The following is a 21,344-nucleotide window of genomic DNA, read 5'->3' as shown; positions in this document are numbered from 1 at the left end:
GACGATCCGATCGGAGACCCGTCGATGACCGAGTCGACAGCCTTCAGCAGGCGCATGTTCCTGCAGGCGGCCGGCGTCACCGCCGCCGCGGGCACCTTCGCGTGGGCCGGCCGGACGCTCCTGCCCGAGCTCGCGTTCGCGGCCGGGGACAACGCCGACCTGTTCCTCGGCGGCACGGACGGCTGGATCTATCTGCCCCCGACGCCGGCGATCCCGCCGTTCCACCCCGACTCGCTGGCGCCGAACCCGTTCACGACCTACATCTTCGGCTTCCGCAACCTCACCGGGCTCGCGGACGCCCAGCGGTCCGCGCAGAAGAACAAGGCGCAGCACTCGGCCCCGCTGTTCTGGGTCAACCAGTACGACCCGGCCCACCCCGTCGACTTCAAGGTGAAGCTGACGAACCTCGGCCTCCAGCAGCGCCCTGACCTCTTCGACGCGCACACGCTGCACTGGCACGGGTTCCGCAACGTCATCCCGTTCTTCGACGGCGAGCCGACCGGGTCGGTGTCCGTGCCGACCGGACGCGAGTTCACCTACGTCTACCGACCACGCGACCCGGGCACGTACATGTACCACTGCCACGTCGAGGACGTGGAGCACGTGCACATGGGCATGACCGGCCTGGTGTTCGTCCGGCCGCTCCAGGACGGCAACACCGCGTTCTACCCGAGCGGAAAGTACCTGTACAACGACGCCGACGGCTCGACCGGGTACGACCGGGAGTTCGCCATGTTCCTCTCGGAGGTCTGGGCGGAGGCCCACTGGTCCGACGCGCACATCCAGCTGCCGGAGTGGAGCGACTACCGGGCGGACTTCGCCCTGCTCAACGGCCGGGTGTATCCCGACACGATCGCCCCGAACGGCTCGATCGACCCCTTCCACCCCGTGCGCGACGCGAGCGGCGACCTCGTCGCCCCCGCGGGCCGCCCCGAGCTGCGCTATCAGCCGCACTCGTCGCTGGTGAACTGCAACGCGGGGGAGAAGGTCGCGCTGCGGTTCTCCAACCTGGGCTTCCGCGAGTCGGCGATGACCCTCACGGGTCTGCGCATGCGGGTGGTCGGCCGCGACGCCACGCCGATGATCGGCCGCGACGGCACGAACACCTCGTACGAGACCGACACGCTCAACATCGGCCCCGGAGAGAGCTACGACGTCATCGTGACCGCGCCGCCCTACCAGGGCTCAGGCGCCTATGACACGTACATGCTGTACAACCGCGCCTACGCCCGGTCGGACAACCGGGCACCCGGCGGGTTCGGCGGCCAGGCCACAGAGATCCGCGTCTACCCCGGCGGCGTCGCGCCGCAGGCCTATCCGAACGACTGGGGAGTCTGAGCGCCGTGAGGAGTCGAAGCGCAGTCCTGCCGGCCGGGTGGCCCCGGTACGTCTCCGTGGCCGCGGTCGCGACCACGCTGGCCTGGGTCGCCGCGGTGGCGCTCGCCGGGGCGTCGCCGTCGGCGGCCGCCGACCTGCCGCGTGTCGGGATCGTCTGCACCGAGGGCGCGGGCGAGGTCGCCGGCAGCCCGGTGTTCGACCTGACGACGCGCACCGGGTACATCAGCCTGCCGGACGGCAACACCGCCTTCATGTGGGGCTTCTCGAACGGGTTCGACGGCTTCCAGCACCCGGGCCCGGTCCTGTGCGTGAACGAGGGCGACGTCGTCACGGTGATCCTGCACAACACGCTGGCCGAACCGTCGTCGATCGTGTTCCCCGGCCAGGAGGACGTGCTCGCGAACGGCCTGCCGACGGCGCCCGTCGTGGACGGCACGGGCCGCGCGACGTCGCTGGCGCCGACGGCCGCGGCCGGCGACGGCACGGTGACGTACAGCTTCACGGCGACGCACCCCGGGACGTTCCTGTACGAGTCGGGAACCGAGCCCGAGAAGCAGGTGCGGATGGGCCTGTTCGGCGCGCTGATCGTGCGGCCGGCGCTCGGCGCCGACCACGTGTACGACCGCGAGGACAGCGTGTTCGAGCCGAGCGACGAGTTCATGGTGATGCTCTCGGAGATCGACCCGTACCAGCACCAGGCGGTCGAGCAGGGCAAGACGTTCAACATGAACAACTACCACCCGCGCTACTGGCTCATCAACGGACGCGGCTTCCCCGACAGCATCGCCGACAACGGCGCGAGCTGGCTGCCGACCCAGCCCTACGGCGCCCTCGCCTCCATCTACCCGGCCGACCCGGGAGGTGGCACACGCCCGGCCGTCGCCCGGTACCTCAACGTCGGCACCGAGGACTTCCCGTTCCACCCGCACGGCAACAACGGGCTCGTCATCGGGCGCGACGGCGTGCCGCTCGCCGGGCCCGCGGGCCAGGACCTCTCGTTCGAGAAGTTCGACATCAACATCGGCCCGGGCCAGACGTGGGACGTCCTGTTCCGCTGGTACGACGCCGAGGGCTACTCGCTGCAGAACCCCGTGCCCGTCACCGTGCCGAGCATGGCGAACCAGGTCATCGGCGTCTTCTACTCCGGCAGCCCGTACCTCGGGACGAAGGAGGCGTTGCCGCCGGGGACCCCGACGCTGAACCAGTGCGGCGAGTACTACATCATCAGCCACAACCACGCCCTGTTCCAGATCACGTCATGGGGCGCGACGATGACCGGCCCGATCACGTACATGCGGATCGATCCGCCCCAGCCGAACCAGTGCGGTTGAGCGGAGAGGTGAGGACGACGATGACTCGCGCAACGAGCCCGCTGAGGGCGGCCGTGGTGCTCGCGGCGACGGGAGCGCTGGCGACGGCGCTCATGGTGGTGGTCCCGGCGGGCGCCGCAAGCGCCGCGCCGGTGGCGATCGACCTGTATGCCGGGACCGGGACGACGACGTTCCCCGGCTCGGCCACGCCGGTGACGGTCTGGGGGTACACGACGGCCGGCGCGGCGCCGACCGGTCCGGGTGGTCCGACGATCACCGTCGACGAGGGCGACGCGGTCACCATCACCCTGCACAACGGCCTGCCGGCGGCGACGTCGCTGCTGGTCCAGGGCCAGGGCACGCCCCCCGACCGGACCGGCGTCGCGCCCGGGGCCACGAAGAGCTACACGTTCACGGCGTCACGGCCGGGCACCTACCTCTACGAGGCGGGACTCGTCCCCGGCGCGCAGTACCAGGTCCCGATGGGGCTGTACGGCGCGCTCGTGGTGCGTCCCGCGGCGACGGGGCAGGCCTATGCCGACCCCGCGACGGCGTTCGACGAGGAGCAGGTGCTCGTGCTGAGCGAGATCGACCCGACGCTCAACAACTCGGCCGCCCGCGCGACGTACGACCTGCGCAAGTTCGCCCCGCGGTACTTCCTGGTCAACGGCAAGGCGTACCCGGACACCGCCCCCATCCCGACGAGCGCGGGCGGGAGGCTCCTGCTGCGCTACGTCAATGCCGGCCTGCAGTACCACTCGATGGAGCTCGACGGTGCCTACCAGACGGTCATCGCGCTGGACGGCAGCCCGCTCGACCTCCCGCGCCGGTACGCCGCCGACACGTTCGGGCCCGGCCAGACGACCGACGTCCTGGTCACCCCGTCCACCACCGCAGCCGACCGGCGCCTCGCCCTGCACGACGGGAACCTGCTCCTGCACAACAGCAACGCGGCGGGGCTGGGCGGCATGCTGGCGTTCGTCGACGTCGCGGGCACCGGGACCACGGGGGACACCGCCGGCCCGGTCGCGAGCGCCGTCGCGCTCGCCGGCGACGCTCTCACCGCGACCGTCAGCGACGCGACCACCGGCGGGTCGGCCGTCACCGGCGCCACCGCCTGGGTCGACTCGCTCGCGGGCGCCGGCACGCCGATGGCGGCCGGCGACGGGGCCTTCGACTCGGCCACCGAGGCCGTGAGCCTCGTCGTTGCCCTCCCGTCCGGACACCACGTCGTGTACGTCCGCGGCCAGGACGCCGCCGGCAACCCCGGCGTGCTCAGCTCCGTCCTCGTGGTGGGCGGCGACACCACCGGTCCGGTCACGACCGGCGTCACCCTGGCGCCCCACGCGACCAACGGCTCGGTCGCCGTCGCCGTGAGCGCGACGGCCGACGACACCGCATCCGGCGGGCACGTGGCCGCGGCGGAGATGTTCGTGGACACGGCCGGGAACGACGGCGAGGGCATCCCGCTGGCCGTCGGCTCGGACGCCGCGGTCAGCGCGGTGAGCGGCAGCCTGCCGGCCGCAACGGTCGCCGCCCTGAGCGAGGGCACGCACGCCGTGCACGTCCACGCCCGGGATGCCGGCGGGGCGTGGGGGGCGGTCGTCTCCGCCGACCTCGTCGTCGACAAGACCGGGCCGACGGCCTCCGGCTCGAGCGTGAGCCCGTCGCCGAACAACGGCACGCTGTCGTACAGCTCCTCGACGCCGTCCGTGCGGGTGAGCAGCACCCTCGCAGACGCCGGTGCGGCGAGCTCCGGCGTGGTTGCCGCCGAGGTCTTCCTCGACGCGGTCGGCGCCAACGGCACCGGTATCGCGATGGCAGCCGTCGACGGCACGCTGTCGGGACCGTCGGAGGCCGCGTACGCGGAGATCCCGCTCGCGACCGTGGCGCTCCTCGCCGACGGGCCGCACACCCTGACGGTGCACGCCCGCGACGGGGCGGGCAACTGGGGACCGACCGCCACGACGACGCTCGTCGTCGACAAGACCAAGCCGGTGCTCAGCGGCCTCGCCGCCACGCCGAACCCGACTGCCGGCGCCGGCACCGTCACCCTGAGCGTGACGGTCACCGACACGAGCGCGCTCTCCCGTGTCGAATGGTTCCGCGGCACCGACCCCGGGGCCGGCAACGCGACACCGATGACTGTCACCGGGTCGGGCCCGTACAGCGCGACGACGACGATCGACACGAGCACCTGGCCCGAGGGCACGACGCCCCTCGTCGTCCGGGCCCGTGACGGCGCCGGGAACTGGTCCGCGACCAGCTCGACGAACCTCGTCGTCACAGCGCCCCTGACGTTCTCGACGTTCGGCAACAGCAACCCGCCGACCGTGACCGGGACGGCCGACGACGCGGACGTGTACGCCTGGAGCGGCAGCGCGTTCAGCCGGGCGTTCGACGCGAGCACCCATGGCGTGCCGGTGGGGGCGAACGTCGACGGGCTCGACCGGGTCGACGCGACGCACCTGTACCTGTCGTTCGCGGACACGGTGAGCATCACGGGTCTGGGCACGGTCGAGGACGAGGACGTCGTGTACTACGCCGACGGCGTGTGGTCGCTGTGGTTCGACGGTTCCGCGCGTGGTCTGACCAGCGCGAACCTCGACCTGGACGCGATCAGTGTCGTGGGTGGCACGTTGTACTTCTCGACGCTGGGCAACACCAACCCGCCCGGGGTGGCCGGGACCGCCGACGACGCCGACATCTACTCGTGGAACGGCACCGGCTTCGCCCGGGTACTGGACGCGACGGCGGTCGGCATCCCGGCGGCGGCGAACGTCGACGGGTTCGTGCGCGTGGACGGCACGCACGACTACTTCTCGTTCGCCGCCGACACCACGGTCACCGGGCTCGGCGCGGTCCAGGACGAGGACGTCGTGCACCGCAGCGGGACGTCGTGGAACACGTACTTCGACGGGACCGCGCACAACCTGACCAGCGCGAACCTCGACATCGACGCCTTCGACATCCCGTAGCCCGAGCCGGCCGGTCCACGGCGGACCCCGCGTCCGCCGTGGACCGGACAGCCTCTGAAGTGAAGGTGAGCGACAGTGACGGTGACCAGCCGCCCCGACGTCCCCGAGGTGGTCCCCGCCCCGCCGGCCCACCGCCGTCCCCGGCGCGCGATCTGGGTCGCAGGCCTGCTCGTCCTCGTGCTCGTGGCGGCCGGGATCGTCATCGTCCAGCAACAGGCGGCGGACCCGAGAACCGACGTCCGGGCGGGGACCACCGCCGTCTCGGCCGAACGGCTGGCCGCGACCTACGGGATCGACGTGGACCTCGTCGCGGTGACGGCCGCGGGCGGGCTCGTCGAGTTCCGCTACCAGGTGGCGGACCCGGACAAGGCCGAGACGATGATCCACGACACCGAGCTCCTGCCGACGATCGTCGTCGAGGGCACGGGGGCGACGCTGGTCGTCTCCACTCCCCACCACCACACGGCGCCGCTGCAGCTCGGCGGCACGTACTTCTTCCTGCTCGCCAACGCCCACAACGCGATCCGGCGGGGGGCGCTCCTCACGCTCGTGATCGGCGACCTGCGCGTCGAGCACATCGTGGCGCAGGGCTGACCGTGGCCGGGTGGAGCCGCCACGGCCTGCGTCGGCGAGCCGGGCGCGCGCTCGCCGCCCTCGGCTGCGGGCTCGCGATCGTCGTCGGGAGCGCGTCCGCAGCACCGGCGCACGCCGAGCTGGTGCGGTCCGACCCGAGCGCGGGCGGCACGGCGGCGGTCGGACGCACGGCCATGACCCTGTGGTTCACGGAAGCCGTCGAGCTCGGGCCCGCGGACGTGCGGCTGACGACCCTCGACGGCCGCGAGGTGCTGGTGACGGTCGCGTCGAGCGAGGACGCGGTCATCGGCCTGGCCACACCGCCGTTGTCGCGCGCCACGTACGTGCTGGACTGGCACGCCGTCTCGCTCGACGACGGGCACTCCTCCGCCGGGTCGGTGCTGTTCGGCGTCGGCGTGCGGCCGGCGGCAGCCTCCCCAGGCAGCTCCGGGCGTACGGCGCCGGACGCCGTCGCGCTGCGGTGGCTCGACCTCTCGGCGCTCGTGCTCGTGGGCGGATCGCTCGCCGTGTCCCGCCGCGCGCAGCGGTCGGCGGGCGCGTTCCCCGCCGGGACCAGGCGCCGGTCCGAGCTGGTCGGGGCGTGTGCAGCCGTCGTCGCCGTCGTCACCGGTGCCATGACCCCGGTGCTGGTCACCCGATCCGGCGCGGAGTCCCTCGGCGCCCGCGTGCACACCGTGGCGGACCTCCTCACGGGCAGCGCGTGGGGGCACCTCTGGATGGCCCGCGGGGCCGCGCTCGTCGTCGTCGCGCTCGCCCTGCTCCGGGACGCGGGTCCGGGCGAGCAGGCGCGCGCGGGGCGCCGGAGGTGGGCCATGGCGGTCGTCGCGCTGGTGGGCGCGCTGTGGTGCGACGCGTCGGCGGGACACGCCGCCTCGATTCCCGCCCGCTCGGGTCTCGCCGCGCTCGCGACGGCAGGCCACGTCGCCGCGGCGTCGGTGTGGGTCGGCGGCCTGGCCGTGCTCGCGGGCTGCCTGGCGCCGGAGCTGTGGCGCTCGACCGGGCAGCGCGTCGCGCTGCTCGCCGCCGCCCTGCGCGCCTTCAGCCCCGTGGCTGCGGTCGCCGCGGCCGTCGTGCTCGCCACGGGCGTCTACGCGGCCGCGCGCGAGGTGCCCGACCTGCACGCGCTGACCGGCACCGTCTACGGCGGCGCGGTCCTGGCCAAGGTGGCGCTCGTCGCTCTCGCGTTGGCGCTCGCGACCGCAAATACGCTGCTCGTGCGCGGCCCGCTCGCGGGGCGCGTCGCCCGCGCGCTGCGCAGACCGGTGGGCTGGGCGCCGCTCCCACCGCGGCGCCTGCCGGCCCTGGTCGCCGCCGAGGTGGCGGTGCTCGCGGTCGCCGTGGCGGTCGCGGCCCTGCTCACCTCCGTGCCGACCGCCCGCGAGGCCACCGTGACCGAGCAGTTGAGGTACCTGCACACCGCCCAGGTCGACGGCCTGTTCATCACGCTCGAGGACGTGCCCGCGGGCACGGTCTCGAGCCGTCTGGTCGTGCGCACACGCGCGACCGTCCGGCCAGAGGTCGCGCCGGTCGACGCGGTCGAGGTACTGCTCGCCGGCCCGGCGGGGGAGTCGCACGTGCCGCTCGCACCCGTGGAGCCCGGCCGCTGGGACGCCCCGGCCCCGGCGCTCGCGCCCGGCTCGTGGACGGTGTCGGTCGCGATCCAGCGGGGTGACCTGCCGATCTCCACGACGCAGGTGCGGTGGGTCGTCGCCGCGCCGCCGGGCGACGGCGTCGGCCCGCTCGAGGCCGCTGCGGCCGGGCTCGCGATCGTGCTGCTGGTCGGCACGGCCGTGGGTGTCGGCCTGGCCCGACGGCGGGACGAGCCCTCCGAGCTCCCGGCGCCCCCCGTCGTGTCTGGCAGGGTTTCGTGAACAGGCTCGGGGGCGCCGTGGTCGCCGCCGCACTTGCAGCCTCCCTTGCCATCGCGTGGCCGGCTGCCGCGTCCTCGGCCGGAGCGTCGTCGGTCGGCAGGGCGTCGTCGGGCACGTCGTCTGTCGGCGCTGGGCCGGGAACCGCCGCAGCGACGCTCGACCCGGCTGTCGAGCAGGTCCTCGCGGCTCTGCCACCCGGGGCCACGACGACGGTCGTCGTCACGCTGCGCGGACGCGCGAACCTGGCCGGTCTTGCCGACCGTGACCGCGGCGCCCGCGTCCGGGGGGTGGTCGCCGCGCTCCGGGCGACGGCCGACACCGCGCAGCGGCCGCTGCGGGCTGCGCTGAAGGTCCGGGCCGCGCACGGCGAGGTGACGGCCGTCCGCCCGTTGTGGGTGGTCGACGGTCTCACGGTGACCGGGACCGCGCCGGTCGTCCGCCAGATCGCCGCCCGCGCCGACGTCGAGCGTGTCGCGCTCGACAGCGTGGTCGTCACGCCGACAGCCGGCGCCGCGGGGCCGAACGTCGCTGCCGTCCACGCACCTGAGCTGTGGGACCAGGGCGTGACCGGCGCGGGCGTCGTCGTCGCCACGCTCGACAGCGGCGTGGACGTCTCGCATCCCGATCTGATCTCGCGCTGGCGCGGCGGAAGCAACAGCTGGTTCGACCCCTACGGGCAGCACCCCACCGTCCCGACCGATCTCACGGGCCACGGCACCGCGACCACCGGCGTGATCGTCGGTGGCGACTCGAGCGGCACGGCGATCGGCGTGGCGCCGGGCGCCCGCTGGATCGCGGCGAAGATCTTCGACGACAGCGGCGCGGCCACGCTGACCGCGTTGCACCAGGCGTTCCAGTGGGTCCTCGACCCCGACGGCGACCCGAGCACCGCCGACGCGCCCCAGGTGGTCAACGGATCCTGGTCCCTAGGCTCCGGGCCGGGCTGCGACCTGGCGCTCCAGCCCGACGTCCAGGCGCTGCGCGCCGCGGGGATCCTGCCCGTGTTCGCCGCCGGGAACTTCGGCTCCGCCGCGTCGACGAGCGTCAGCCCCGCCAACTACCCGGAGTCCCTCGCCGTCGGGGCGATAAGCGCCACCGGCCTGGTCGCGGCCTCGAGCAGCCGCGGACCGTCGACCTGCGGCGGGCGCGGCGGGCAGTTCCCGGACGTCGTCGCACCCGGCGTCAACGTGCTGACGGCCGACAGGTACGGGCTCTACCAGCAGGTCTCGGGGACGTCTGTCGCCGCGCCGCACGTGGCCGGCGCGCTGGCGCTCCTGATCGGCGCCGTCCCGGCGCTCGCCGTGGACAGGGAGCGCGACGCGCTGACCGGGACGGCGACGGATCTCGGCATCGCGGGGCCCGACCCGAAGTACGGGTTCGGCCGAGTCGACGCTCTGGCCGCATACCGGTGGCTGACCAGCGGGCCCGACTTCGCCGTCGACCTGTCGCCTGGCGTCGTGACGGTGCAGCCCGGCGGCACGGCGAGCCTCGCCGCAACGGTGACGCCGGCGAACGGCTTCACCGGCGACGTGTCTCTGTCCCTGTCCGGTCTCGGTGCGGACCAGGCCACCTGGGCGTCTCAGCCCGCGGTGGTGACAGGCGGTGCCGGCTCGGCCACCCTCACGGTCGTCACCTCGCCCGGCCTGCCGCCTGGCACGTACCCCCTCGTCGTGACCGCGGTCAGCGGTGGCACCACGAGGCTCGCGTCGGCGGCGCTCACCGTGACGAGCCCGCCTGGCGACGTGGCGGGTCCGACGACGGCCACGCCCGTGCTCGTGGGCACGCCGGCCAACGGCTCGGCCGACGTCGCGGTGCACGCGATCGCCGACGACACCGCGACCGGAGGGTCGGCGATTGCCGCGGGGGAGTACACCGTCGACGGCGGCCTCGGCGCGCCAATGTCGGTGTCTGCGGCCGGCGCGGTGGCGGACCTCGACGCGACGATCCCGGCGGCGGTCGTGGCCGGCCTGGCCGACGGACCGCACACCGTCGCTGTCCGCGCCCGGGACGCCGCCGGCGCATGGGGGCCTGCGGCCTCGACGACGCTGGTCGTGGACACCCTGCGCCCGACCGTCACGGCCCTCGTCAGCCCGGACCCGACGCAGGGTGCGCCCACCGCGACTCTCAGCGGAACGGCCACCGACGCGAACGGCATCGTCGCCGCCGAGTGGTTCGATGGCGCGGATCCCGGGCCGGGACACGGGGCGGTCATGGTCCTCACCGGCACCGGCACCGGCACCGGCTCGACGGCGCTCACGGCGTCGGTCGACGTCGCGGCGTGGTCGCCGGGCAGCCACACCCTCGTCGTCCGCGCCCGGGATGCCGCGGGCAACTGGTCCGCAGGCACTCCGGTGAGCCTGACGGTGACCGCGACGGCCGCGTCGCTGTCCTTCTCGACCCTGGGTAGCTCCAACCCGCCGACCGTGACCGGGACGGCCGACGACGCGGACGTGTACGCCTGGAGCGGCAGCGCGTTCAGCCGGGCGTTCGACGCGAGCACCCATGGCGTGCCGGTGGGGGCGAACGTCGACGGGCTCGACCGGGTCGACGCGACGCACCTGTACCTGTCGTTCGCGGACACGGTGAGCATCACGGGTCTGGGCACGGTCGAGGACGAGGACGTCGTGTACTACGCCGACGGCGTGTGGTCGCTGTGGTTCGACGGTTCCGCGCGTGGTCTGACCAGCGCGAACCTCGACCTGGACGCGATCAGTGTCGTGGGTGGCACGTTGTACTTCTCGACGCTGGGCAACACCAACCCGCCCGGGGTGGCCGGGACCGCCGACGACGCCGACATCTACTCGTGGAACGGCACCGGCTTCGCCCGGGTACTGGACGCGACGGCGGTCGGCATCCCGGCGGCGGCGAACGTCGACGGGTTCGTGCGCGTGGACGGCACGCACGACTACTTCTCGTTCGCCGCCGACACCACGGTCACCGGGCTCGGCGCGGTCCAGGACGAGGACGTCGTGCACCGCAGCGGGACGTCGTGGAACACGTACTTCGACGGGACCGCGCACAACCTGACCAGCGCGAACCTCGACATCGACGCCTTCGACATCGAGCTCTGAGCCGCTCCGCGGCAGCGGGACGGAGGCCCTTGACAACCCCGGCGGTCTGGTTAAGTTTAGCGGCGCAACATATTCGACGAAGAAGTTCGTTGCACCCGCAACCGGCCGTGCGCACCGTGGCGCACAGGCACGCTGGAGGAACCCCCCACATGTTCGACGCACAACGAGAACGGACCGCGACGCGGCAGGCAAGCTCCCCGCGGAGCGCCCGCCGGGCCGGCCGGGCGACCCGTCCCGTCCTGGCCACCCTGCTCGCGGGACTGATGGCGCTCACCATCGCGGGAATCGACCGCCCGGCGGTCGCGGCGCCCGCGCCCGCGCTTCCGCCCAGCGGGCAGACCTTCGAGTACTACCCGGCGATGAAGGACGCCTACAAGGACTACTTCTCGTTCGGCACCTTCGGCTCCGGTGAGACGAACGGCCTGATCTACAACTACGCGTCGTTCACCCCGGGCAACGAGATGAAGCCCGAGAACACCGAGCTCACCAAGGGCGTCTTCACCTTCGACGCCGCGGACGCGATCTTCGCGAAGTACCAGGCGCTGAACCCGGACCTCAAGCTGTACGGGCACACGCTGGCCTGGCACTCGCAGACGCCCACCTGGATGTGGGACGCGCCCCCGGCGCGGTTCGGCCAGCCCGGCACGTTCGACCACGACGTCGCGCTCGCCAACCTGGACAACCACATCGAGAACGTGCTCGAGCACTTCGGCAGCCGTCTGGTGGCGATCGACGTCGTGAACGAGGCCGTGGGCACGGCGAACCCGGCCGACTGGCGCGCCTCTCTGGCCAAGGGCGAGGGCTGGTACCAGGCGCTGGGCGCCGACTGGGTCGAGGAGGCGTTCGTCAAGGCCGCCCAGGTCGTCGACGCCAATGGCTGGGACGTGAAGCTCACGTACAACGACTTCGGCCTGGACTCCCCGGCCAAGGCGCAGGTGGTCTACCAGATGGTCAAGGACCTCAACGCGAAGCATGCGGGCGAGCGCCCGAACGGCAAGCCGCTGATCGAGGTCATCGGCATGCAGGGCCACTACAACCTCGACACCAAGGCGTCCGACGTCGAGAACAGCATCAAGCTCTTCGCGTCGCTGGGGAACGTGGAGATCAACGTCTCGGAGATGGACATCGCCCTCCCGCCGGGCGTGCTGACGCCCGAGAACGAGAACAACCAGGGCATGAAGTACGCCGAGCTGTTCAAGATCTACCGCGACTACGCGGCCGGCCCGGCGAACACGACGAGCAACCCGCACGTGATCACCGCCGTGAAGCTGGCGGGCGTCCGCGACGTGGTCACCGGCTGGAAGGGCGGAGAGTTCGCCATGCCGTACGACTACGACGGCAAGGCCAAGCTCGCGCTGCTGGGCATCCTGTACCCGGCGGACTTCCTCGCCTCGCACGAGTACATCGACACGTCGGGCGGCGTGGAGCTGCCGCCGGTCCCGGGCGTCCACGTCTTCGACACCTCGAAGGGCGACTCCTGGAGCGGTGCGAACATCGTCCTGGGCGACGACGCGTCGGCGTGGCCGTGGTCCACCACCGACGACGGCGAGGTGGCCTTCCGTCCCGAAGCGGGCGCCACCTACCGCCTCACCGTGAGCTACACCGCCAAGGGCACGACGGCGATCCGCGAGCGCTGGCTCAAGGACAACACCAACGGCGGCTACACGAGCGGTGACGGCGCGGTGGTCAACACCCACCCGTACAACGCCAACCAGGTCGCGTCCTTCATCCCGGCGTACTTCAACAGCGGGATGGTCAACATGGGCACCTACAACCTGGTCACCGAGCTCACGCTCGACGGGTCGCAGCCCGCCGACGGCCTCGTCGGCAACATCGCCATCCGCGGCGGAGGCGGCGGCAACGCCTTCTCGATCAACACGATCACCGTCGAGAAGCTGACTGCTGGCGGCAACCAGCGCCTGGTCAACTGGCCCGAAGGCATCCCGGCGGCGCCTCAGACGACGCTGACCTACGAGGGCAACAACTGGGTCACCGTGTCCCTGGCTGCCGAGGCCAACGCCCCCGCCACGCTGGCGCGCACCGAGTACCGGATCGACGGCGGCGACTGGGTCACCTACGGCGGCTCCTTCACGATCAAGCGTGCCGACCGGCAGACCCTGAGCTACCGCAGCGTCGACTCGTTCGGCACGGTCGAGCAGGAGCGCTGCGTGAGCGTCGCGCCTGGTGACGGCTCCGTGAACGTCGAGATCGGACCCGACGCCGCGAGCACCTGCAGCTCATAACCCTCGAGTACGAAGAGGCCCTCCGATCAGCAGCAATGCTGGTCGGAGGGCCTCTCGCTCGTCCGCCGAGCCAGCCGGCTCAGCGCCGTCGTGGGTCAGGCCTTGATCTCCGCACAGGCCCGCAGGCCATAGCCGTCCGGCTTGTTGTTCTGCCACGCGCCGGCGTTCGTCTTGCGCTGGATCTCGGTGCAGAACCAGATGCCGTCAGCCGAGGTGCGCGGTACGCCGAAGCCGCTGAACGCATCGTCGCTCGCGTACGCGACGCCCATGCCGTAGTCCTGGCAGTCCTGGATCGAGGCGACAGTCCCGATGTTGAGCGTCGTGCAGAGGGTCCCGCCCTTCGGCGGGTTCCCGTGACGCGTCCCGGAGAACCACCGGTCGGTCGCCGGGCACGCGGAGGTGGACTTGCCCCGGGGGTCGCAGCCGTACCTGTCGATGACGAACCGCCAGTCGCGGTCCCTCAGGTAGTCGCCGTTCGGGGTCACGAACCGTCCGACCAGGTCGGTGATCTGCAGCCCGCTGCCGTAGATGTTGATGCCCTGGGACCCGTAGTCGGTCGAGTTGGCCCACTTCCAGCCGCTCGTCGCCGAGCTCGGCAAGGCTGTGGACAACAGAAGCGAGAGCACGACCGACATCACGGCTCCGCTTCGGATGAGGACTCTTCTCACGTCAAGCTCCTCCCACGGACACGCACCGACCCGCTCCGTTGCGGCTCCCCAAGGCGCGGCGTCCGTGACCGGAAGATAGAGCCGCCGAGTCGTCCGCGCCATCGGACCGGCCCCGACGTCGTCGGGGCCGACCTGGGGTGATCACGCAGAGCGTTGCGGGGCAGGCTCCGCGGAACCCCGCACGGTGACGAGCGGGCTGTGGGACACCGGGAACGCGACGCTGCGGGCGATGAAGCACTGGTCGTGGGCTTTCGCGTGGGCGTTCTCGGCCGCGGTCAGCATCGACTCTTCGGCGACCTCGACCCGCGGTCGGAGCTCGACGCCCGTGAACCGACCGGTGCCGTCGGCCTCCTCGTGCATCGTGCCCACCGCCTCGTCGGTGTAGGCGGTGACGACGACGCCGGCCGCCGAGGCGATGTGCAGGTACCACAGCATGTGGCACTGGCTCAGTGACGCGACGAGCAGGAGCTCAGGGTTCCAGCGTCCCGGGTCGCCGAGGAAGGCCGGATCCGACGACCCGGGCAGGAGAGGGCGGCCCTCCGCACGCACCTCGTGCTCGCGCGAGTAGCCCCGATAGGACGACGTGCCGGTGCCGAGGTTCCCCGTCCACGTGGTGGTGACGTCGTACGTGTGTCGTCGATCCATGTCGCCAGTCAGTCAGACGACGACCGACACCACCACCCATTTCGGCGGCGCGAGCTGATCGTGTCCGGAGGGCTCGGACGCCCGGCGCGTCACGTCCTGCAGCGGAATCGGCCACAGTTCGCCACGGCTTCGGATTCCGGCACGCGGGCCGCTTAGGTTCGACGGCATGGTCATCCCGAGCACGCATCCAGGCACGATCGTGGGAGCACGATCGTGAGCGCCGCGCCCCGGCGCGGCCTCTGGCCCTGGCGTGCCCCCCGGACGGCGGCAGCAGCGCCGGCCTCGGAGCGGTACGGGTTCGGCTACCTGTCGAGCGAGTCCGTCTACCTCGACTCGGCGTGCCAGACTCTGCGCCCCGAGCCGGTGATCGATGCTCTCGACGAGTACTACCTCGACTACAACGCGTGCGGCGGCCGCGTGAAGTACGCGTGGGGCCGCCAGGTCGACGAGCGCGTCGAGGCGACCCGCGCCGCCGTGCTGAAGGCGCTCGGCCTCCCGAAGCGCAGCTACTCGACGTCGTTCACCCTCAACACCACCTACGGCCTCAACCTGCTGCTGCAGCAGCTGCCGGCCGGCCGCTACCGCCGGGTGGTCACGACCCGCACCGAGCACAACTCGGTCTTCCTCAGCACGATGTCCTTCGCGCGCCGCGAAGGCGTCGAGCGCATCCTCCTCGAGCGCGACGCCGCCGGCGCCCTGGTGTACCGCGACGAGGACCTGACCGACGCCCTCGTCGTCGTCTCGGCGATGAACAACGTCGACGGCGCTCCGACGCGCGGGCTGGCCCAGCTCGTCGCCGCCGTCCGCCGGCGCGGCGGGACGACCATCGTGGACGCGGCGCAGGCCATGGCGCACGCCCTCCCGCTCGTCCACGGGCTGCGTGCCGACGCCATCTGCTTCTCCGCGCACAAGGTGTACGGGGCGTCGCTCGGCGTGGTCGCGGCGTCGCACGAACTGCTCGAGAGCCTCGAGCTGACGTTCGTCGGCGGCGGCCAGGTCGCGCAGGTGAGGGAGGACGACTTCACCCTTCTGCCCGAGCTGCACACCCGCCTCGAGGCCGGTCTCCAGCCGTGGGCGGAGATCATCGCGCTCGGCACGGCGCTCGAGTGGCTCGACGGCGTCGAGGCCGCCACCGGCGAGTCCCACGAGGCCCGCGAGCACCGGCTCGCCGGCGCGCTCTACGACGGCCTGGTCGAGCTGCCACGCATGCGGCTGCTCGGCGAGCGCGGCTCGTCGCTGCTGAGCGTGGTCCCCGAGCGGGTCGACGGGCATCGCCTGGCCGGGTTCCTCTCCAAGGCCGGGATCATGGTCCGCAGCGGCTACTTCTGCACCCACCACTGGCTGCAGGAGCGCGAGAACTTCGACCCGTTGGTCCGCTTCAGCCTGGGCGCGCACACCACGCAGGACGACGTCGACCGGACGCTCGACGTCGTCGGGAAGCTGCTGCGGGGCCTCTAGATGCTGTGCATCGTCTCGTTCGTCGTGCTCCTGGTGCTGTCGGTGTTCTCCGCCAGGCACCGCAAGCTGCTGCGTCAGTCGTGGGGGTGCATCGCGCGCCGCGCGACGTTCCGGGCCTGCGACTCCTCGTTCGCCGACGACGTCAAGACGTCGCTGCTCGCACCCCTGGCCCTGCGGGTCCCGCGGCTGGTCCGCCCGGCGAGCGCCGGGCTCACGCTCGCCGCGTGGGTGACGGTGCTCTCGCTGCTCCTCAGCGGGTTCGTCGTCGCGCGCGGGGGGCTCAACCTGCTGGCGTACGGCACGTGCGACAAGCAGAACCCGCAGGCCTGCTCGCTCGCGGCTGACGCCTGTTCCGTCATGGCGGACGAGCCGGGCTTCTGGGCGTCGCTGACCAGCGGTGACGTCGTCGGCGCCGTCCGCGACGAGGCCACCTCGCTCGCCGACACGATCTCGACGATCCCCGGCCGGTTCCGCACCTGGGACGCCGCCGACTTCGCGCCCGAGCACGCCAGCTTCGTCGGCGGCTACCGCGAGGGCCTGCCCACCGTGCTCGAGGTCCTCGACCCCGGTTGCGTGTTCTGTGCACGCCTCTACCGCAACATCGACGAGGCCGGCCTGTCGCAGCACGCCAACGTCACGTACATCGTCTACCCGATCATGCGGGCCGGTGAGCCGCAGTTCGCGAGCTCGCACCTGATCGCGAGGTACCTCACGGCGATCCGCGTCGTCGAGACGTCCGATGACGGCGCCCCGGCCGACGACCCCACCGACTGGGCGATCCTGCGGCACCTCTTCACCGGCGAGAAGCCCGGCGGCATGGGGTGGCAGGCCTGGTTCAACGACGTCGCGTCGCCTGCGGAGGCCGAGCGCCAGCTCCAGGCGTGGCTCACCGAGGCCGGGTACGACGACGCGGCGGTCGCGCAGATCGCCGAGCTCTCGGGCTCGGACCAGGTGGCCGACCTCCTGGAGGCCAGCAGGTCGACCGTCGAGGACGAGATCCGCACGGTGACGATCCCGACGCTCATCGGCGGCGGCGGCCTCCACCGGGGGCTCGTCGGCGTCGACGAGCTGAGGTCCATGCGATGACGGCGGGCGATCGGGACCGGGCGGCGCCCGGCGGCGGCACGCTGCTCGACGAGCTCGTCGACGCCACCCCGCCGTCCCGCGAGCGGGTGGTCGACTTCCTGCGGGCCGCCAGCATCGGCGTCGTCGTGCTCTGGCACTGGACGCTGTCCATCACCCATCGGACGGCCGACGGCGCGCTCACGATGCCCAACCCGATCCCGGACGTCCCCGGTGGCTGGGCGGCGACGTGGGTCCTGCAGGTCATGCCGGTGTTCTTCCTCGTGGGCGGCTACGCGAACCTCGCGGGCTGGCAGGCCGTGGTCCGCGGCGGTGGTGGCGCGCGGCGGTTCGTGGCGGCGCGCCTGCGCCGCCTGGTGCTGCCGGTCGTGCCCCTGCTGGCCGGCTGGGCCGTCGTCGACCTGCTGATGCAGGCGGGCGGGCAGCCCAGCGTCCTGCAGTGGGGCATGGCGGTGTTCGCCCCCCTGTGGTTCCTGGGCGTCTACGTCGGGGTCGTCGCCGCGGTGCCGTGGACGGCCCCCCTGCACGCCCGGTGGGGCTGGCGCGTGCCGGCGGTCCTCGCCGTCGCCGCGCTCGCCGCCGACGCGCTGCGCCTCGGCCTCGGCTGGGGAGGGCTGCCGGTCGGGCTCGTCGGGTCCGCGTCCGTGTGGCTGGCGTGCCACCAGCTCGGCTACTTCTGGCGGGACGGCACGCTGCCGGTGGGCGGCCGGCGGCGGGCCGCAGCCGTGACCGCGGCAGGCTTTGCGGCCCTGGTCCTGCTCACGGCGCTCGGCCCGTACCCGCGGTCGATGGTGTCGGTGCAGGGCGACCCGATCGGCAACATGTTCCCGACGACGGCGGCCGTCGTCGCGCTCGCCGTGTTCCAGCTCGGGCTCGCCCTCCTCGCCCGGCCGTGGCTGGCGTCGTGGCTGCAGCGCCGGCGCGTATGGCGTGCGGTCGTCGCCGCGAACGCGGCCGCGATGCCGGTGTTCGTCTGGCACATGACGGCGCTGGTCGTGTTCATCTGGCTGTACGAGTGGGCGGGCTTCGAGCTCGCGAGCGAGGCGACGCCCGCGTGGTGGCTCGCCCGGCCCCTGTGGGTCGCCGGTCCAGGCCTGGTACTCGCCCTCCTGCTCGCCGGCACGGCCCGGCTGCGCCGCGGGCGTCGAGGCTCCGGTCATCACGCAACTTCCACCTAACCTACGGAACCGTAGGTTACGGTGGTGGGGTGAAGGCCACACCGCGCGCCGTCGCCGTCCCCGACTGGCCGCTCACCGCGGCCCTGGACCGCGCGGCGGGGGAGCACCCAGAGCGCGTCGCGCTCGACTTCTTCGGCGCGACGACGACCTATCGCGAGCTCTCGGACGCCACGGCTCGCGCCGCCGGTGCTCTCGCGGCACGCGGTGTGCAGACGGGCGACCGCGTGGCGGTCGCGCTGCCCAACAGCCCGAGCCACGTGGTCGCGTTCTGGGCGGCGCTCCGGCTGGGCGCGGTCGTCGTCGAGCTCAACCCGACCCTCGGTGCGTCGGAGTCTGCTCGGCTCGTCGCCGACTCGGGTGCGCGTGTCGTCCTGGCCTGGTCGAAGACCGCTGCGGACATCGCCGCGGCTGCCCCGGAGGCCGACGTCGTGCGCGTCGACCTCAGCCGTGACCTTCCGCTGAGCCGGCGGTGGGCGCTCCGGCTGCCGGTCCGCGCCGCGCGGGTGCAGCGCGAGGCGCTGGTTGGCACGCCGCCGCGCGGCGCGCAGGTGAAGGACTGGCACGCGCTCGTGGCGGCCGCGAGCCCGCTGCCGAGCCACCACCCCGTGCCGGCGATCGACGACCTCGCACTGCTCATGTACACCGGCGGCACCACCGGCGAGCCGAAGGCAGTGATGCTCCGCCACCGCCACCTCACGGTCAACGCCATGCAGGGCCAGGCCTGGACGGGGCACGACTCCGCGTCGCCCGAGGTCGTCTACGGCGTGCTGCCGTACTTCCACGCGTTCGGGCTCCAGCTGTGCCTCGTGTACGCGACGGTGGTCGCCGCGACCGTCGTCGTGTTCCCGAAGTTCGACGTCGGCGCCGTCCTCGCCGCCCAGCGCCGGCGGCCGGGCACCTTCCTGCCCGCCGTCCCGCCGATGCTCGCCCGGCTGACCCAGGCCGGGCGCGAGCGCAAGGCGGATCTGAGCAGCTTCCGGATCGCGATCTCCGGGTCGATGGCGCTGCCCGCCGAGACCGCGCGGGACTGGGAGGAGGTGACGGGAGGGCTCGTCATCGAGGGCTACGGGATGACGGAGACGTCCCCGGTCGCGCTCGGCAGCCCGCTCGACGCCCGCAGGCGCCCAGGGGCGCTAGGCCTCCCGTTCCCGTCGACGCGGATCCGCATCGTGGACCTCGAGGACCCCACGCGCGACGTCGAGCCCGGATCCCGCGGCGAGCTGCTGATCGCCGGGCCGCAGGTCTTCGACGGCTACTGGCGCCGGCCCGAGGAGACGGCGGCGGCTCTCCTGCCGGACGGCTGGCTGCGCACCGGCGACATCGTCACCGTCGACGACGACGGGTTCGTGACGCTCGTCGACCGGACCAAGGAGGTCATTGTCACCGGCGGCTTCAAGGTGTACCCATCGCAGGTCGAGGACCGGCTGCGCGAGATGCCGGAGATCGCCGACGTCGCCGTCGTCGGCGTCCCGGCCGGGGACCTGGGGGAGCGGGTCGTCGCCGCGATCGTGCTCGCCAAGGGCGTGACGTCGCTCGACCTGGCCACCGTCCGGGAGTGGGCGTCCACGCAGCTCGCGCGGTACGCACTGCCCCGCAGCATCGTCGTCGTGCCGGAGCTGCCGCGGTCGGCGATCGGCAAGGTGATGCGCCGCGTGGTCCGCGAGGGGCTCGTTCCGTCCGCGCCCGCCTAGAAATTGCTCCTCACCAGGGCTTCTGGCAGGTATCACCGCCGGGGCCCGACGCCTCGTTCCCGGTATGAAGCGCCTCATCCTGTGTTGCGACGGCACCTGGAACTCCCCGGTCGCCGCCCAGGTGTCCAACATCGAGAAGCTCGCCCGGTCCGTCCACGTCGGGGTGGTCGACGGCGTCCAGCAGGTCGTCGAGTACATCGGCGGAGTGGGGTCGCGCGGGTACCTGGTCGACCGGCTGCTCGGCGGCGCGTTCGGCTTCGGGTTCACGCGCAACGTCGTCGACGGCTACCGGTTCCTGGCCCTCAACTACGAGCCTGGCGACGAGATCGTCGTGCTCGGCTACTCGCGCGGCGCCTACACGGCCCGCAGCGTCGTCGGCATGATCTCCGCCGTCGGGCTCCTGACGCCGCAGGCCCTGATCGACAACCGCCTGGACGAGGCCGAGGCCGCCTACCGCGACCTCGGGCCGGACCGGGCCGAGCGGCAGGCACGGTTCCGTTCCGAGCACAGCCGCCCGGGCGTGCACGTCGCGTTCCTCGGCGTCTTCGACACGGTCGGGGCGCTGGGCGTCCCGGGCCCGTCGCGCCGCAAGAACCGCTTCCACGACGTGGGCCTGTCGCCCATCGTGGACCGCGCTCGCCAGGCCCTGGCCATCGACGAGCACCGCATCACCTTCGCGCCCTGCCTGTGGCAGGTGCCCGACGACGACCCGCCCGGCCGCGTCGAGCAGGTCTGGTTCCCCGGCACCCACGGCGACATCGGGGGAGGCGGCACCCGGTGCGGGCTGTCCGACCTCACGCTGCAGTGGATGGCGGCCGAGCTCCGCGAGGTCGGCGTCGTGCTGCACGAGGACCGACTGGCAGCGCAGCTGCGGCCCGGCGGGGAGCTGGTGCTGCGCACGGCGCCACCGCGTCTGTACGCGCCGCTCAACCTCGTCAAGCGCCTGTCGAGGCAGCCGGGGTTCCGGGGCGACGTCCGCGTGCTGGCCTCCGGGGCGCCGGGGACCGACGGCGCGTGGGCGGGCCAGGTGCGGATCGCGGAGTCGGCCTGGCACTGGTGGAGCGACCAGGGCGTGGGCTACGCGCGCGTGGCGCGGAACGTCGGCTGGTGGGCCGAGATCGCAGGCGGGGACCTGACCCCCGCCGTCGAGACGCTCCTGCCGCCGACGTGGCGCGAGCAGCACGTCCTGATCTCGTGACCGCGGTGACCGCCTGAG

Annotated in this window: 15 protein-coding genes; 12 read left to right on the top strand and 3 right to left on the bottom strand. The window is 72.8% G+C overall.

Annotation, left to right across the window (positions count from 1 at the left end):
• Window positions 1-24 precede the first annotated feature (24 nt).
• The 7 genes from ACO4JP_RS15565 (at window position 25) to ACO4JP_RS15535 (ending at window position 13,405) form a co-directional block, all read left to right on the top strand.
• On the top strand, window positions 25-1,338 hold the full coding sequence (locus ACO4JP_RS15565) for a multicopper oxidase domain-containing protein (protein ID WP_425954887.1): 1,314 nt from the start codon (window positions 25-27) through the stop codon (window positions 1,336-1,338).
• Between the two features lie 5 nt (window positions 1,339-1,343).
• Complete coding sequence (locus ACO4JP_RS15560) at window positions 1,344-2,669, top strand: multicopper oxidase domain-containing protein (protein ID WP_425954886.1); 1,326 nt, start codon at window positions 1,344-1,346, stop codon at window positions 2,667-2,669.
• A 20-nt stretch (window positions 2,670-2,689) separates the two neighbouring features.
• Window positions 2,690-5,626 carry a multicopper oxidase domain-containing protein gene (locus ACO4JP_RS15555; RefSeq protein ID WP_425954885.1) on the top strand — a complete coding sequence of 979 codons (2,937 nt, stop codon included), beginning with the start codon at window positions 2,690-2,692 and terminating at the stop codon, window positions 5,624-5,626.
• Between the two features lie 75 nt (window positions 5,627-5,701).
• Window positions 5,702-6,220: a hypothetical protein gene (locus tag ACO4JP_RS15550; RefSeq protein ID WP_425954884.1), complete on the top strand. Its 519-nt coding sequence runs from the start codon at window positions 5,702-5,704 to the stop codon at window positions 6,218-6,220.
• A gap of 2 nt (window positions 6,221-6,222) precedes the next feature.
• Window positions 6,223-8,091, top strand: a complete 1,869-nt coding sequence (locus ACO4JP_RS15545; RefSeq protein ID WP_425954883.1) for a copper resistance protein CopC — start codon at window positions 6,223-6,225, stop codon at window positions 8,089-8,091.
• A complete protein-coding gene (locus ACO4JP_RS15540; RefSeq protein WP_425954882.1) occupies window positions 8,088-11,162 on the top strand; it encodes a S8 family serine peptidase in 3,075 nt (1,024 codons plus the stop codon). Before ACO4JP_RS15545 ends, ACO4JP_RS15540 begins: the two co-directional genes overlap by 4 nt.
• Before the next feature lie 149 nt (window positions 11,163-11,311).
• Window positions 11,312-13,405 (top strand): endo-1,4-beta-xylanase, encoded by a 2,094-nt coding sequence (locus ACO4JP_RS15535; protein WP_425954881.1) that lies wholly within the window; start codon window positions 11,312-11,314, stop codon window positions 13,403-13,405.
• Between the two features lie 95 nt (window positions 13,406-13,500).
• Here the strand turns inward: ACO4JP_RS15535 and ACO4JP_RS15530 are convergent, their stop codons facing one another.
• The 3 genes from ACO4JP_RS15530 to ACO4JP_RS15520 form a co-directional block, all read right to left on the bottom strand.
• Complete coding sequence (locus ACO4JP_RS15530; RefSeq protein ID WP_425954880.1) at window positions 13,501-14,073, bottom strand: hypothetical protein; 573 nt, start codon at window positions 14,071-14,073, stop codon at window positions 13,501-13,503.
• 141 nt (window positions 14,074-14,214) lie between these two features.
• A complete protein-coding gene (locus ACO4JP_RS15525) occupies window positions 14,215-14,718 on the bottom strand; it encodes an OsmC family protein (RefSeq protein WP_425954879.1) in 504 nt (167 codons plus the stop codon).
• A gap of 12 nt (window positions 14,719-14,730) precedes the next feature.
• Window positions 14,731-14,901 carry a hypothetical protein gene (locus ACO4JP_RS15520; RefSeq protein WP_425954878.1) on the bottom strand — a complete coding sequence of 57 codons (171 nt, stop codon included), beginning with the start codon at window positions 14,899-14,901 and terminating at the stop codon, window positions 14,731-14,733.
• Between the two features lie 30 nt (window positions 14,902-14,931).
• Between ACO4JP_RS15520 and ACO4JP_RS15515 the strand changes: the two genes are divergently transcribed.
• The 5 genes from ACO4JP_RS15515 (at window position 14,932) to ACO4JP_RS15495 (ending at window position 21,326) form a co-directional block, all read left to right on the top strand.
• A complete protein-coding gene (locus ACO4JP_RS15515; protein WP_425954877.1) occupies window positions 14,932-16,176 on the top strand; it encodes an aminotransferase class V-fold PLP-dependent enzyme in 1,245 nt (414 codons plus the stop codon).
• Window positions 16,177-17,262 carry a DsbA family protein gene (locus ACO4JP_RS15510; RefSeq protein ID WP_425954876.1) on the top strand — a complete coding sequence of 362 codons (1,086 nt, stop codon included), beginning with the start codon at window positions 16,177-16,179 and terminating at the stop codon, window positions 17,260-17,262.
• Window positions 17,259-18,437 (top strand): acyltransferase family protein, encoded by a 1,179-nt coding sequence (locus ACO4JP_RS15505; protein WP_425954875.1) that lies wholly within the window; start codon window positions 17,259-17,261, stop codon window positions 18,435-18,437. Before ACO4JP_RS15510 ends, ACO4JP_RS15505 begins: the two co-directional genes overlap by 4 nt.
• Before the next feature lie 29 nt (window positions 18,438-18,466).
• The gene (locus ACO4JP_RS15500) at window positions 18,467-20,128 is read left to right on the top strand and encodes an AMP-binding protein (protein WP_425954874.1); all 1,662 of its coding nucleotides are present in this window, start codon (window positions 18,467-18,469) and stop codon (window positions 20,126-20,128) included.
• Between the two features lie 64 nt (window positions 20,129-20,192).
• Entirely contained in the window at window positions 20,193-21,326 is a 1,134-nt protein-coding gene (locus ACO4JP_RS15495) for a DUF2235 domain-containing protein (RefSeq protein ID WP_425954873.1), read from the top strand.
• The last annotated feature ends 18 nt before the right edge of the window (window positions 21,327-21,344 follow it).

The sequence above is a fragment of the Xylanimonas sp. McL0601 genome (assembly GCF_049852175.1).
Lineage (GTDB): Bacteria > Actinomycetota > Actinomycetes > Actinomycetales > Cellulomonadaceae > Xylanimonas.
This window is presented reverse-complemented; position numbering and strand designations above follow the sequence as displayed.